Annotated in this window: 9 protein-coding genes; 3 read left to right on the top strand and 6 right to left on the bottom strand. The window is 46.2% G+C overall.

Features of this window, described 5'->3' with window-relative positions; all coding sequences use genetic code 11:
• Positions 1–45 precede the first annotated feature (45 nt).
• From LO777_RS03075 to LO777_RS03065, 3 genes are all read right to left on the bottom strand, one after another.
• Positions 46–387, bottom strand: a complete 342-nt coding sequence (locus LO777_RS03075; protein ID WP_228856098.1) for a hypothetical protein — start codon at positions 385–387, stop codon at positions 46–48.
• Positions 388–494: 107 nt separating this feature from the next.
• Positions 495–1,454 carry a hypothetical protein gene (locus tag LO777_RS03070; protein WP_228856097.1) on the bottom strand — a complete coding sequence of 320 codons (960 nt, stop codon included), beginning with the start codon at positions 1,452–1,454 and terminating at the stop codon, positions 495–497.
• A gap of 52 nt (positions 1,455–1,506) precedes the next feature.
• A complete protein-coding gene (locus LO777_RS03065) occupies positions 1,507–6,033 on the bottom strand; it encodes a beta strand repeat-containing protein (RefSeq protein ID WP_228856096.1) in 4,527 nt (1,508 codons plus the stop codon).
• A gap of 569 nt (positions 6,034–6,602) precedes the next feature.
• Here LO777_RS03065 and LO777_RS03060 point away from each other — a divergent pair.
• From LO777_RS03060 to LO777_RS03050, 3 genes are all read left to right on the top strand, one after another.
• Positions 6,603–7,925 (top strand): replication-associated recombination protein A, encoded by a 1,323-nt coding sequence (locus LO777_RS03060; protein WP_228856095.1) that lies wholly within the window; start codon positions 6,603–6,605, stop codon positions 7,923–7,925.
• Between the two features lie 260 nt (positions 7,926–8,185).
• On the top strand, positions 8,186–8,527 hold the full coding sequence (locus tag LO777_RS03055) for a PilZ domain-containing protein (RefSeq protein ID WP_228856094.1): 342 nt from the start codon (positions 8,186–8,188) through the stop codon (positions 8,525–8,527).
• A 441-nt stretch (positions 8,528–8,968) separates the two neighbouring features.
• Positions 8,969–9,835 carry a hypothetical protein gene (locus LO777_RS03050; RefSeq protein WP_228856093.1) on the top strand — a complete coding sequence of 289 codons (867 nt, stop codon included), beginning with the start codon at positions 8,969–8,971 and terminating at the stop codon, positions 9,833–9,835.
• Positions 9,836–9,900: 65 nt separating this feature from the next.
• On the opposite strand, the gene amrS is transcribed toward LO777_RS03050, so the two are convergent.
• The 3 genes from amrS to LO777_RS03035 are packed head-to-tail and all read right to left on the bottom strand — an operon-like array spanning position 9,901 to position 14,746.
• On the bottom strand, positions 9,901–10,920 hold the full coding sequence (amrS, locus tag LO777_RS03045; RefSeq protein WP_228856092.1) for an AmmeMemoRadiSam system radical SAM enzyme: 1,020 nt from the start codon (positions 10,918–10,920) through the stop codon (positions 9,901–9,903).
• On the bottom strand, positions 10,917–11,669 hold the full coding sequence (locus LO777_RS03040; RefSeq protein WP_228856091.1) for an arginyltransferase: 753 nt from the start codon (positions 11,667–11,669) through the stop codon (positions 10,917–10,919). Before LO777_RS03040 ends, amrS begins: the two co-directional genes overlap by 4 nt.
• On the bottom strand, positions 11,669–14,746 hold the full coding sequence (locus LO777_RS03035) for a PEP/pyruvate-binding domain-containing protein (RefSeq protein WP_228856090.1): 3,078 nt from the start codon (positions 14,744–14,746) through the stop codon (positions 11,669–11,671). The genes LO777_RS03040 and LO777_RS03035 overlap by 1 nt, the downstream gene beginning before the upstream one ends.
• Between the last annotated feature and the right edge of the window lie 224 nt (positions 14,747–14,970).

Here is a 14,970-nt window from a genome sequence, read left to right as displayed (position 1 = left end):
TTTCCACAATAAACTGCCAGAGGCAGAAAATCCGGGATTCAGAGTTTAATCGGCAACATTCGTTTTCGGGCCTCTACTCTGGTCTATGATATAAATATCACCTTTGACCCGGCTCCCGGCACCAAGAACAACACTGTTCATATTGGCGTCGCCCTTCTTACCCTTGCCGTTCTTGCCTTTTTTACCCTTCATCATGTTCGCCTTGCTTTTGGCGTTTATAACAATGAACTTGACGTTTTTATCAGCTTTACCCAAGTCATCGTATTTGGACATCCCGTCATCAGTGAACTTGGAAATACCATCATCCAGGTCACCGGCCAGGACAGAACCACCTGCCATAAGCGGCAAAAGCAAGAATATAAATATCACTACATATCGTAATCTCATGATCCGTCTCTCATATCTGACAACAGTCTCATCTGGAGGTGAAACAGTAACAGGGATCCTGCCCGGCTTTTCGCAAAGCAGGGTCCCTGACAACTACTTCGTACTATTTATTCTACAGAAACTGAACCCATGCTGGATTCGTTACCTTTACCAATTGCCATGTTGATGGATTTCTCAACCTTGGAATTGTTGGTAATCACACCGGTTTTTCCAACAGTGCTGCCTTTGATATTAACAGTCCCCATGTTGGCGGTGTTGTTTTTACCAATGGCCATGTTGATGGACTTCTTAACAGAACTCTTGTTGGAAACCTTCCCGGCAATTTTTGAATTCTGCAGATTAACAGTACCCATATTGGCGGTGTTCCCTTTACCAATTGCCATATTGATGGACTTTTTAACTTTGGAATCGTTGGTTACTACACCGGTTTTGGTGATGGATCCACCTTTCATGTTAATGGTACCCATATTGGCGGTGTTGTTTTTACCGATTGCCATGTTGATGGATTTCTTCACGGTACTCTTGTTGGACATTTTTCCATTAACCTTGGCATTCTTCATGTTAATGGTACCCATATTGGCAGTGTTTCCTTTACCGATTGCCATATTGATGGACTTCTTAACTTTGGAATTGTTGGTTACTACACCAGTTTTTCCAACTGATCCACCTTTGATGTTAATGGAACCCATATTGGCAGTATTGTTCTTACCTATTGCCATATTGATGGATTTCTTGACGGAACTCTTGTTGGACACCTTACCGGCGATTTTCGTGTTCTGCATGCTAATGGAACCCATATTGGCAGTATTGTTCTTGCCTATGGCCATATTAATGGATTTCTTCACCTTGGAATCGTTTGTTACTACACCGGTCTTACTGATGGTGGTACCCTTCATGCTGATTGATCCCATCCGGGCCTTGTTGTTTTTGCCAATGGCCATGTTGATCGATTTTTTGACTTTGCTCTTGTTGGACACTTTTCCGTCGATTTTTGAGCCTGCCATTCCGTTTGATACGCTCATTGCCAGTGCCATTCCAATAACGCTAACTAAGATCTTCTTTTTCATAATTTGTGCCCTCATTTTGATTTATTCTTGGTTGATTACAACAACGTTACTACTACTTGATAATTACAGAGTTTTTATTCGAAACTTGCCCTCCCGTTGCGATGTTGATGTTTTGGCCAAAACTGAGTGGTGATTTGACGTCATTCACCACAATTCCTGTTCCAGAATAAACATGCGCATTGCCTACACTTCCGCTATTAACAGCAACAGTACCCGAATTGGCCTGGGCTCCGCTGCCTAATGCCAGATTAAGAGCTCCTCCTCTGACTCTTGTGGAAACAGAGCCGACACTCGCATTTCTGATCACGGTCGCCCCCATGTTGGCTTCTGTTCCACGGCCAAGAGCCAGATTCAAAGCTCCACCACCCACACTGTTGGAAACACTTCCCCGAACAGTAGCACCTTTCAGTTCAGTTGCTCCCTGATTCGCATGGGCTCCACTTCCAAGAGCCAGGTTCACACCAGCTCCACTAACCTTATTGGTAACACTTCCTCTAACTGTACTGTTATTCGCCTTGATGGCACCCTGATTGGCAACAGCACCTCCACCGCCCGCCAGGTTCACAGCAGCACCGGTTACCTTGTTTGTAATATTGCCCCCAATTGTAGTGTTCGACAGACTGGCTGCAGCCTGATTGGCCTCCGCACCACTTCCAAAGGCGAGGTTAGCTGCAACTCCGGCTACCCTGTTATGTACATTACCTTTAACGGTACTGTTTTTCATCACGATGGCACCTTGGTTGGCCTTGGCTCCACTTCCCGCAGCAAGGTTGATAGCACCACCTGCTACAGTGTTCGTGACATTCCCTTTCAGGGTTGAGTTTTTCATACTGACAGCCGCCTGGTTCGCCTCAACATTGCTGCCAAAGGCGAGGTTGGCTGCCGCACCGGCTGCCGTGTTCACTACAGATCCCTGGAGTGTAGAATTATTCATGCTGACTGCAGCCTGATTGGCCTCTACATTGCTCCCTGCGGCCAGGTTTACTGCAGCACCACCAACGGTATTGATAATATTACCACCCTTCAGGGTCGAATTTTTCATATTCACAGCCGCCTGGTTAGCGGTTATCTTATTACCGAATGCCAGGTTAGCTGCAGCACCGGCTGCCGTGTTCACTACAGTACCTTCCAGATGGGAACCCTTCATACTGACTGCCGCCTGATTAGCCTCAATTCTGTTTCCTGCGGCGAGGTTGACGACAGCACCTCCTGCAGTATTAATGGCATTTCCCTTCAGGGTGGAATTCTTCATACTCACCGCTGCCTGGTTAGCGTTAATCTTGCTCCCGAAGGCCAGGTTGGCTGCAGCGCCCGCAGCGGTATTTACAGTTGTTCCCTCCAGGGTTGACCCTTCCATGCTGACAGCAGCCTGATTGGCATTCACTTCGTTACCTATGGCGATATTAACCCCGGCTCCTGCAAGAGTGTTGACCGCTGTTCCCCTGAGCGTGGAATCCTTCATGGTTACGGCTGCCTGATTGGCTTTTATTCTGTTGCCGGCAGCAAGGTTCACACCTGCTCCGATAACGGTGTTGACAACAGTACCTTCAATTTTGCTTTTTTCTGCCTTTACTGCTGCCTGATTGGCTTCTATTCTGTTTCCAAAGGCCAGGTTGGCGGCTCCGCCACCAACTGTATTGATTACAGCACCCTTAATATTGGTTTCCCTGGCCTGGAGAGCTGCCTGATTGGCTTCTATGGCGTTACCTGCTCCCACATTGATTGCCCCGATGCCGATTCCGGTATTGACAACTGCACCCTCAACGGTACTTTTCTCCAGAACAGAGCTGATCTGGTTCAGTTTCATGTTATTCCCGATTCCGGCATTCAGCATACTGTGACCGATTGAAGTATTGACAATCGCTCCCTTGACCTTGGTGTCTGTCAGTTTTGTGGTTGCCTGGTTGGCCTCCACCCTGTTTCCCAGCGCTGCATTCACATTGTTCAGACCAAGCGATGTATTTACCACCGCTCCCTTTAACTCAGAGCCCTTCATGATTGTTGTGGTCTGTGATGCAGAGCTTTCATTACCGATGGCCACATTTACAGCATTCTGGCTGATCCCTGTATTGACAACCGCACCCTCGATCTTGCTGTCCGTAATTTTGGCTGCAACCTGGTTGGCTTCAGTTCTGTTGCCAAAAGCAGCATTGATCACGTTCTGACCACCGGAGGTGTTCACGATAGCACCCTTGAGCTCCGAATCTTTCATTATGGTTGACGCCTGGGTAGCTGAACTCTCGTTGCCAATGGCCGCGTTTATGGCATTCTGAGCAACAGATGTATTTATGATTGCCCCTTTGACTTTCGTCCTGTCAAGAACGATTGAAGACTGGGTCGCATGAGTTTTATTGCCGATGGCAGCATTAACAGCATTCTGACTGATCGCGGTATTGACGGTTACGCCTTTCAGTTCTGAGTCTTTCATAACCGTGGAAACCTGGGTAGCCGAACTCTCGTTGCCAATGGCCACGTTCACAGCATTCTGCATGACTGATGTATTGATAACCGCCCCCTTAACCTTGGTCCTGTCCAGGACAATTGAAGACTGGGTCGCGTGGGTCTTATTACCAATGGCGGCATTGACTGCGTTCTGAGCAACAGCTGTATTAATTGTCACTCCCTTTATCTCGGAATCAGTCAATACTGTTGAACCCTGGGTAGCCGAGCTCTTGTTGCCGATAGCCGCGTTCACAGCATTCTGCATGATAGAGGTATTGATGATGGCACCATCCACCTTGGTCCTTTTCATCTTGATTGAAGACTGGGTGGCATGGGTCTTGTTACCTATGGCCACATTGACAGCATTCTGACCGACCGCCGTATTGACCGCCACACCTCTCAGCTCTGATCCCTCAAGAACTGTCGATGCCTGGGTTGCTGAACTTTCGTTGCCAATTGCTGCATTGACCGCATTCTGGAGAGCTGAAGTATTGACAATCACCCCTTTCACCTTGCTGTCTTCCAGACGTATCACCGATTGATCGGCTGTTGTTTTATTACCTATGGCCACATTAACTGCATTCTGGCCGGTTACAGTATTAATTGTTGCCCCGTCCAGTTCCGTGTTCTTGATAATAGTCGATGCCTGGGCGGCATGGCTGTCGTTACCGATGGCGGCATTAATTGAATTTTGAACAGCGGATGTATTAATCACGGCGCCATTGACCTTACTGTTTTCAATCCTTACGACCGACTGATCTGCAGTGCTCCTGTTACCTATGGCCACGTTTATACCGGTCTGACCGACAGCAGAATTAACAACAACCCCGTTTACCTTTGAACCCTTGATGATGGTAGAGGCCTGAGTTGCCCTGTTTTCGTTGCCAATTGCTGCATTTACAAGATTCTTGGAAGTAGTGGTATTGATCACTGCACCATTGACGGTACTCCCTTCCATCTTAACGATAGACTGTTGAGCCGTATTTTTATTACCGACAGCCACGTTAATCCCGTTCTGGCCAAGCGTACTGTTGACTACGATGCCGTTCAGTGTCGAGTTCTTCATCAGTACAGAACTCTGCTCCGCAGTATTTTCATTTCCGATGGCTGCGTTGACCAGGTTTTTGCTTGTAGTGGTGTTCACAATCCCGCCATTTACCTTACTCCCTTCAAGACTGATGGAATTCTGAATGGCTGTGTTCTTGTTTCCTATAGCCACATTAACTGCATTTTCACTGCGGGAAGTGTTAACGGTAAATCCGTTCACCGTGGAATCCTTGACAGTGGTGGAGGCCTGAACCGCTGTATTTTCATTGCCGATAGCAGCATTTACAAGATTCTTGGAGTCGGAATTGTTTAAAACAACCCCGTTGATCGTACTGCCTTCAACCCTGACGGTAGCCTGGTCTGCCCTGTTATCGCTGCCGATGGCCACATTGATCAGGTTGTCTCCCTTGGAGGAGTTGATAAGTGCTCCGTTTATCCGGGAATCCTTTACTGCCGTTGACGCCTGTACAGCCTCATTTCCCTTGCCAATTGCCACGTTTACAAGATTTTTAGAGTCAGATGAATTAAGAATACCACCGTTGACTGTGCTCCCCTCAACCCTGACGGAAGCCTGATCCAGTTTATTCTTGCTTCCGATACCGACGTTGACCAGGTTTTTCCCCCTGGACTTATTATATACAGCACCATTCACCGTGCTGTCCTTCAAGGCGACTGATGACTGGTTGGCACTGTTTTCACTGCCGATAACCACGTTGATTGGTGTCTTGGTATCAGTGTCATTCATTACAGCACCGCGAACTATGCCACCTTCAGCTGTTACCGAGTCCTGATTGGCCGTATTTTTATTTCCGATGGCCACATTCACACTTGTCCCGCTCTTCACCTTGTTTCTGATAACTCCGGTGACATCAATATTTTTCAAAACAATAGAATTCATATTGGCTTTATTGTTTTTACCGATGGCAATATTGACATCACGATCCATTTTGGTGGGGATGTTCAGAACGGCCCCCTTGATACTTGACCCTGCAATTGCTGAAGATGAAAAGAAATGGACCAGAAAAACTACAACCAATGGCCCAACCGGGAACTTTTTCCTGTTTTCTCGAAGAGAGGAAATTAACAACATGATTTCACCAAAGTGTATGTATTTTGTTTAGTTAGACTCGACTGGTCTGCTTGTGATGCTTTTTTAAAAATAGATATTTTAAGTATAACGCATAAGTTGGGCAAGAACAAGGAAACCACGTCAAAAAACTCTTTGATTCCCCAGCTGTTCAGACGGTTTTGACCTTCCTTTACTTTGCATGTTTTACTCGTTTTTTTGTCTGAACACATTATCCCAACCCCTTATACAGACCCAGTTGTTAATGCTCTTTTACAGAAATCGTATCATTGCTTCTTCTTAATTACAATTGTACCAGCAAAATCTTACAAATTTCCCAACAAAACACAAAACTGATTTATTACTTACCGAAATACTCCATTATTGTGTTATGACTTTCTACTGTAAACTCTTGCTCACTTCATCAGGCTTTTTTCCACTCACCATTTCATGAATTGAACCGGTGTGTTTTTCGCCTTTCTGTTCATGAGTACACTGCAACATCAAAAAGGTTCATTTTTTTTAAAAAACATGTAACCTGTTTCCGAAGTTTTTTAATCCATCCTAACGACAGCCTTAGAATTGAGAAACAGATGACCAGACAACGCTCTTTGCTGGAAAAAACAAAACTGCCGGCAGATCGACCACTTGCTGAAATATGCCGCCCTTCCTGTATTAACCGGATAGAAGGGCAGGAAAAGCTTCTGGCGGAAAACTCTCCCTTGCGGTTGATGATAGAAAAAGATGAATACTCTTCCTTTGTCCTCTGGGGCCCTCCCGGATGTGGCAAAACTACCATTGCCAGGTTGATTCAGGAAAACACCAACCACGCATTCTGCCCCTTCAGTGGAGTTCTCAGTAAAATTGCGGAAGTGAAAAAACTGATGGAACGCACCCGATTTCTCTATAACAATGAAAACAGAAAAACCCTTGTCTTTATAGATGAAATCCACAGGTTTAACAAATCACAACAGGACGCCTTCCTCCCCTATGTTGAATCCGGTGCAATTGTTCTCATTGGGGCCACAACGGAAAATCCCTCCTTTGAAATCATCCCGGCCCTGCTTTCCAGGTGCCACCTGTTCGTTCTTGACCCCCTGGAGGAGAAGCACCTGCGGATCATTCTCACAAAAGCGCTTTCAAACCTGTCAAAAAACCTCTCTTTTGACGACGACGCCCTGTCCTGTCTCTGTCGAAAGGCAGGGGGAGATGCCAGAAAAGGATTGAATCTCCTTGAACTCATAAGCCGACACGCTGAAAACGGCGATACAATCACCCTTGAAAGTATAAAAGGTGCCCTGAACAACCCCATCCCTTTTTATGACAAGAGGGGAGAAGAGCATTTCAACCTCATCTCCGCCTTTCAGAAATCAGTCAGGGGCAGCGATCCCCAGGCTGCGCTCTACTGGCTGGCAAGAATGATTGAAGGTGGGGAGGACCCCATGTATATAACTCGAAGACTTGTGAGAATAGCTACGGAAGACATCGGTCTTGCCGACCCCCAGGCCATTGTTCAGGCTGTTGCCATCAAAGACGCTGTTCATTTCCTCGGAATACCGGAAGCCAATACGGCCCTCAGCCAGCTGACAATCTACCTGGCAACCGCACCGAAAAGCAATTCAACCGAAACGGCCTATAACAATGCAAAAAAAGACGCCCTTACCACAGGGCATCTCAAAGTTCCCCTGTCAATCCGCAATGCCCCTACAAAAATGATGAAAGACCTGGGATATGGAAATGGATACCGATATTCCCACGATTATGACAACAATTACAGCTACCAGAACTATTTCCCGGAAGACATGGAGGAAAAAACATATTACACACCCTCGAAATTCGGTTTTGAAAAAGAAATAGAGAAACGACTGGCTTGGTGGGAAAAACTCAGAAAAAACCAGGAGGCTGTCCAGACATGATATTTTTGTTCGAATTCAGGTAAGCATAGACTCCGGGGAGTAGAAAAAATCAGACGACATTTTTTGTATTGTCCGGCTCTTCGGCACACTTCTTAATGCCTGACCTCTTGTTTGTGCTTTTTTCACTTGCTTTTTCTGGAAATGACTCTATTGTAAAAGAAAGCGCCCACATTTTCCAACAGCTCAGAGTATATGATTACAGAGTAAGTGGATTGTTACTCCCATTTTTCTCGTTTAACCTTAACTGCACAGGAGGAAAAATGGAAAACAGACGTTTTCAACGAATGAAAATCAATCAGATGAGCGTGGATATCTCCGATGGGAACGGCTTCTTTTCAGGTGAAATAACAGATGTCTCCCGTTTTGGTCTGAAACTGGACAGTATCCCGCTCAAACTTGATGACAGGGCAAAACATCTTTCCATTGTTGTTTCGGGTCGTGGCAAAAATTTTAAAATGAAAGCCCGTCCCCGCTGGACACAAAAACAGACATATTCGAAAAACCTGGGAGTAGAGATTCTCAACGCCCCTTTTGGCTGGACCGAATTTGTCATGGATTTTGAGCCGAAAAAAAAAGATGTCTGGGGTACAATAGCACTCTGAGATATCAGAAAAATACCACCTGAATTCGTAAATATCACAGGGCATGCAACTTCGTTGTATCAATTATCATATTTGTAACAGGTTACAGGATTCAGGTTATATTTTCTCGTCGCCTGTCAATTGCCTTAGTGCGGCAAGTATGGTAGAACCGTGAATTATAAAAATATTTCTACCTAAATCCTGCACTTCGGGAAGAAAAAAATATTTATACTGTATAAACAAATAATTATCATATCGCAGTAAGGACTGTATTATCACTATCCGAGTGAGATTGTTTTTTCTTTACTCCCTTGCCCTGCGGGATTGGTAATTTTACCGAATCTGCCTCGTTATCAAGGGCTTGAAGTATGTTAATACGTGCGCCCTTGATGCCTCGCATCTCCGGTAAACTTGCCAATTGCAAGATTCAGGTTCTAATTTTCCAATAAATCACACCCTGCCATGCATTTTCTCTACGACAAAATTAACTATATCTTTGACCCGCTGCACCATGTCTGGGAACACGAAAGGATGCATCGAAAGATCTCTTTCGCCCTGGTTATCTTTTTTCTCGCCAGTCTGGTCATCATTGAACTCAATCGCCAGAACCTCCTCCCCGGACAATTCTCCTCATTTGTTCCCCGCAATCATTTCTACGCGGTGCAGGCTGCCTTCACCGTGGTACTTGTTCTGGAAGTCATCAGCCTTATTTTCACCATCCCCTGTTCCTTCAGCAGGTCAGTAGGCAAACAGTTTGAAATATTATCCCTTATTCTCATGAGAAATGCCTTTAAAGAACTGACCGGTTTTTCCGAACCAGTCAGTTTTGAAGGCAATTCACAGGCAATCCTTAATATTCTTTCGGACGGCTTTGGAGCATTGCTGATTTTTGTGCTCCTGGGATTCTATTACATGGTCCAGACTCACACCCAGGACGATAAGATGAAACCTGTTGATCTCTACAGTTTTGTCGCTGCCAAGAAAGCTATTGCCCTCCTTCTGCTGCTCACTTTCACGTTTATGGGAATACAGAGTGCCCTGGCAGCCATTACAGGAGTTGAACACACAGATTTCCTGCACAGTTTTTATACCATTCTCATTTTAACAGACATTCTCGTTGTTCTTTTTTCACAGTGCTACCAGCCTTCATTTTATGCGGTTTTCAGAAACTCGGGCTATGCTCTCTCGACCCTGATAATCCGCCTGGCTCTGGCTGCCCCGCCATTCTATAATGTCCTGCTCGGCCTTGCAGCTGCACTCTTTGCTATTTTTCTAACCATAACCAGCCAGAAACTCTTCGCCGGAGCTCACAGAAATAGTTCCGGATAATCAGCAGGACTGAACCGAAAGACTCAGCCGATTATGACTTTGGGGTAAATATATACAGAGAATGTTTACTCCCAGACTCCCGGGACCCTTCTTCCACATGACGGGCAACACCCCCTGACAAGAGAATTCCTCTCCACTCTGAACCCGCAGCGGGTGATAATTTCATTTCCGCAACCCGGACAGAAACTGCTTTCCTCCCCTGATCCCGGCCGATTTCCCGTATAAACAAAATGAAGACCATTTCCTGATCCGGCCTCCCTCGCCCTTACAAGAGAACTCACCGGTGTCGGCGCCACATTATTCATTTTCCATGCCGGATAAAAACCGGTCACATGCCACGGAATAGAGGCATCAACCGAAGCAATAAAGGCTGCAATTTCATTAAGTTCCCTGTCTGAATCATTGTACCCTGGAATCACCAGTGTCGTCACCTCAACCCAGACACCTTTTTCTTTCAGAAAACGGATAGTCTCCAGAACCGGCTGAAGCCGTCCACCACACTGCTTCCTGTAAAAGGAGTCATTGAAAGATTTCAGGTCAATATTGGCCGCACTGAGGACAGGAACCAGAACTTCAAGCAGTTGCTGACTCATGAATCCATTTGAAACAAAAATAGTTTTAATTCCCTGCTCAACAGCCAGAACAGAACAATCGTAGGCAAATTCGAAAAAGACAGTTGGCTCCACATAGGTATAGCTGATGGAAGCACAACCCGAAGATACCGCGGCAGCAACAACTTCTTCAGGATTCTTTACAATAGTTGAAGAAAAATGTTCCCCTCTCTCAACCTGGGAAATATGACTGTTCTGGCAATGAGCACAATGAAAATTGCATCCCCGGGTTGCAATTGAATAGGACAGACTTCCGGGGAGCAGATGGAACAGGGGTTTCTTTTCGATGGGATCGACACTTTCAGCCACAAGTTTTCCATATACCAGGCTGACAATACGACCGCCATCATTCCGGCGGACACCGCAGCGCCCCCTCTCCCCCTCCTGCAGCCTGCAGTAATGACTGCACAGCAGGCAGGTAACAGAGCTATCATCATGACATCGAAAAAGTCTGAGTCCTGCGGATTTACTCATTTTTCAATTTTCCTCCATTTCTTTTCAAGCAGGAGATAGTGGGGAAGAAACCTTTCCTTGTAATTCATGGCTGAAACCTCTCTGATCAAATATCCCAGGTAGAGATACCCGACACCCCATTTCCGACAAAGCTCAACCAGGTGGACGATATTGTATGTCCCGAGACTCCTCCACGACTCCTGCGGATCAAAGAAAAAATAGACGGCATTGACCCAGTTCACACCGATATCAAGAATGGAAGTTCCCACCAGACGCCCTTTTACCCGGTAATGGATCTGCACTGAGTTCACAATGTTATTCAGAAAAAAATCACGGTAGTATCCGCCGGCGCTGTTTGTTCTTCCAGGATACCTTTTTTGCAGAAACAGTTCACAAAGTTCAAGATCCTCTGCTCCTCCGCTCAAGATTGAAACGGTCCCTTCAATATCCTGATTTTTTTTCTTCGCCCTTTTCTGATTGCGGTTTGGCTGAAACTCCTGGGGATGCAGGCGGATGGGAATACAGGCCTGACAATCCCTGCAGTGCATGCTGTACAGACAATTTCCATTTCGCCGATACCCTGCCGCAAGAAAAAGTTCCATGGCACGATCATTGAGTGGAGCAAAGGTCGCCTGATGAAAAACAGCACCATGGGGCAGACCGTAGGGACAGGCAATTTCAATATCAACAAACAGGTGTTCGATTCTTGACTGCAGCAGACAAAACTCCGCCCTGCAGATCTCATCATATGTGAATTCCGATCCTTTCATTATTCATCAAAGCCTGAACTTCTGCCGTTTTCATAGTCATCAAAGCATTCTTCACGCAGGAGCAGACTCTGGTTCCATATCTCTTTTCCGTTAACTGAACAGCGTTGCTCACAGTCGCATTTTTTACTGTACAAAACACTTTCGGACTTGGCCCCGTCACATTTCAATACAAACGGTTTTTCCAGCCGGACATGACGTATATAGGTTGTCTTTTGCACGAGGGACTGCTCTTTGAGCCAGTTCCAGTCCATAAAGTCCCTTCTCTCGCCGATCACTGCTCCCTCCTCCTCAGTCAGAGTCAGGTACGGAATACCCAGGGACGTGATATTCTGGAAAAAGTGAGATCCCTGGGAAGGATCTGCCCTGATTGTACCGTTCCGAACTTCTATGATGGCTGCAACCCTGGAAATATCACTCCACTGCACAGGGATGCCGAGCCACGGATCAGATGACCCCCATCTTCCGGGTCCAATCAACAGATATGGCCGTTTTTCCCGTTGCAGGCTTCTGTTTATTTCACCGATCTGTGTTGCCATAACTCCTGTTTTTGCCCCGTCAAAACTCTCGGGATCCACGAAGAGTATATCGGCAATGTCCTCAAAACTGCCGTGACCAAGGGATTGGGTGGAATAGGCAAATGCATTTTCAATTTCATGGTCACATATCTGGACATCAACCATCTCGCCACCAGTCACCATGGGACGAATCTGCAGAAAATAAAAGTCTGACTTTTCAATTTCCTTGTGGATATTGACGGCAAACTCAATTTCCACATCACAACCCATGCCATCCTTGCCTATTCGCAGCAGTTCGGTCAAAATTTCAGGTAATGGATATTTTGAATACTTGAGAAGCTGCGCAAAGGTCATGATCTTCAGGCCGGGCATATTCGCATCCCGCACCCGGTGTTCATTGGCTATATAGGTGGAAGAAAGCATAATAACCGGCAGTTCCTTTTCTGCACCCTGTACGGTACGCAGGACAAGATTGGATTTTTCCCGATGCAGGCAATCCCCTGTATTCATATCCAGTGCATAAAACTGTCTCTGACTGTACTCAAGCATATTCTCAACCGAAGAGAACTGGACCAGTTTCTTTGGATGAGCAGGTGAGAACCAGAGAGATTTTTCTCCCTCAACAACTGTTTTGCCAACCCCCAGGGCTATATGGGCAATCCCTTCATCGGCCTTCATATCCATGACCGGATAAAAATTATGGGACTGCGCCACGCCAGAAACCGCCGGATACCAGAAATTACCATACTGCTCTCCCGCCAGTTGCTGAACAATAACCGCCATTGAATCATCAACACTCTGGCTGGAAGTCCGGGAAAAAGAGCGCGGCCCTTCAAACCATGTGGACGCATAGACCAGTTTTATTGCACTCTCAAGCTGTGCCAGCCGTTCAGAAAAATCGGCGTGATTATTCGTCAGAAAATAGGTGGAATACAGTCCGGCATAGGGTCTGAACTGGGCATCCTCCAGCAGGCTGGACGAACGGACGGACAGGGGTCTATCACAGCTTTTCAAAAATGCCCTCAACTCCTGACGGAGCCAGGCAGGAAGGGATGCATCAAGGAAGATGTCGGCAATCTGCTCATCGGTCATGTCTTCATGCCAGGCCAGATTATTTTCAGCAACAAAAGCGTCAAAACCATCGGCAGTAATCACGCAGGTTTTCGGGATTGTAACAGTGTATTCAGAGAGCACCGAATTCTCACGGGAGGCGCCCTGCAGACAGGCCCACATGAAGGCCAGTCCCCTCCCTTTTCCACCCATGGAGCCATCACCGATTTTGACAAAATCCATTATTTCCGGATCATAATCATCGGCGGAAAACTTCACTACCACACCCTGCTGCCGTAATTTGCGTAAAGAATGAACCTTATAGACCAGGTCATTTCTAATACTGTCAAGATCTTCAATATCCAGGATATAATCCTTGTGCAACCTCCTGGCCAGGATAACCTCGGCCCGGGCCATGACCCAGTTCGAGAAATGATTTCTCTGGGTATGGTACCTCAATGACTCATCGGGAATCGTCCGCAACTGCTGCTCAAACTCATGAAGATTAGCCGCATGACCTATAGGTGTTTCATCCGGGAGACGAAAAATAAAATCTCCAAACCCCAGGTATTTCAAAAAAAAGTCATGCAGTTCATCGCGAATGAGCGGGGAATTCTTATCAATGAAAACAGCAGGAATCCTCTCCGCCCGCTCCCTGTTATTCTGTTCTGTCGAGACCATCAGCAGGGGAAGATCTGGGATTTCCCCACGCACATATTCAAGAAACTCAAATCCAGCATCGGGATTTGCCTCGCCGTCCTTTTTATAACGAGCATCGGAAATGACCCCAAAAACATAGGGTTTATATTTTTTATACAGCTCCATTGCCTCTTCATAATCGGTAGCCATGAGAATACGGGGTCTGGCCCGCATTCGCAGCAGTCGATGCCGCTCGTTGAGACTTTCATCAAGCACCGACTGGGTCTGTCGTACCACTTCGTTATATATCAGGGGGAGAAAGAGGGAACGGTAAAGCGGGGAATCCTCCACATAAATAATAACCCGCACCATGGCCCTCCCCGTATCGGCATCAACATTAAGATGATCTTCCACATTTTTGATAATAGCCAGCAGAAGATCCGCCTCACAGCACCAGAGAAATATCTTGTCTACGCCATCACTACCAGCCTTGTCGGGAAAAGTGGAACGGATATTATGGGCCACCATGATGACTGCCAGATCAGGTTTTATCTGCTTGATGGCAGCGCCGAGATCAAAGGCATTCATACCGCCAGCGTAGGGCATGGTGATGACCATGTCAAAATTCTTCTTCTCAATACTTTCAAGAGCCTCCACGGCAGAGGACACCCTGGTGATCTTGGGGGCTTTACTCAGGTTTAATCCGTGATATTCATGGATAAGCCTGATAGCCAGACTGCCATCCTCTTCCATGATAAAGGCATCATAGAGACTGGATACAAGCAGAATCTCCTGGACCTTGAATGGCATGAGATCGTGAAAAATTTTAAAATGCGGATCAAAATCGGTAATCTCGTTTCCAAAGTTTATCACTCTACATTCTCCCAAAAATAATGAGTCTTTTTCAAAGGCTTAAGATGATAATAAGAATTGTATCCTTCTTTTCCCGAAATTAAAAAGAAAATCTGACTCATCATTCTACCCGGCCTGACACATATGTACCTGGGAAAATACCGATCTTATCGGGTGCATTTGGATCCTGGCTGAATTTATGGGGTATCCAGGTTACAAAAAGTCGATTATTAACCCCCGTTTCT

This window comes from Desulfomarina profundi, assembly GCF_019703855.1.
Classification (GTDB): Bacteria; Desulfobacterota; Desulfobulbia; order Desulfobulbales; family Desulfocapsaceae; genus Desulfomarina; species Desulfomarina profundi.
Note: the sequence above shows the minus strand (reverse complement) of the source record. Positions and strands in the feature narration are given on the sequence as shown.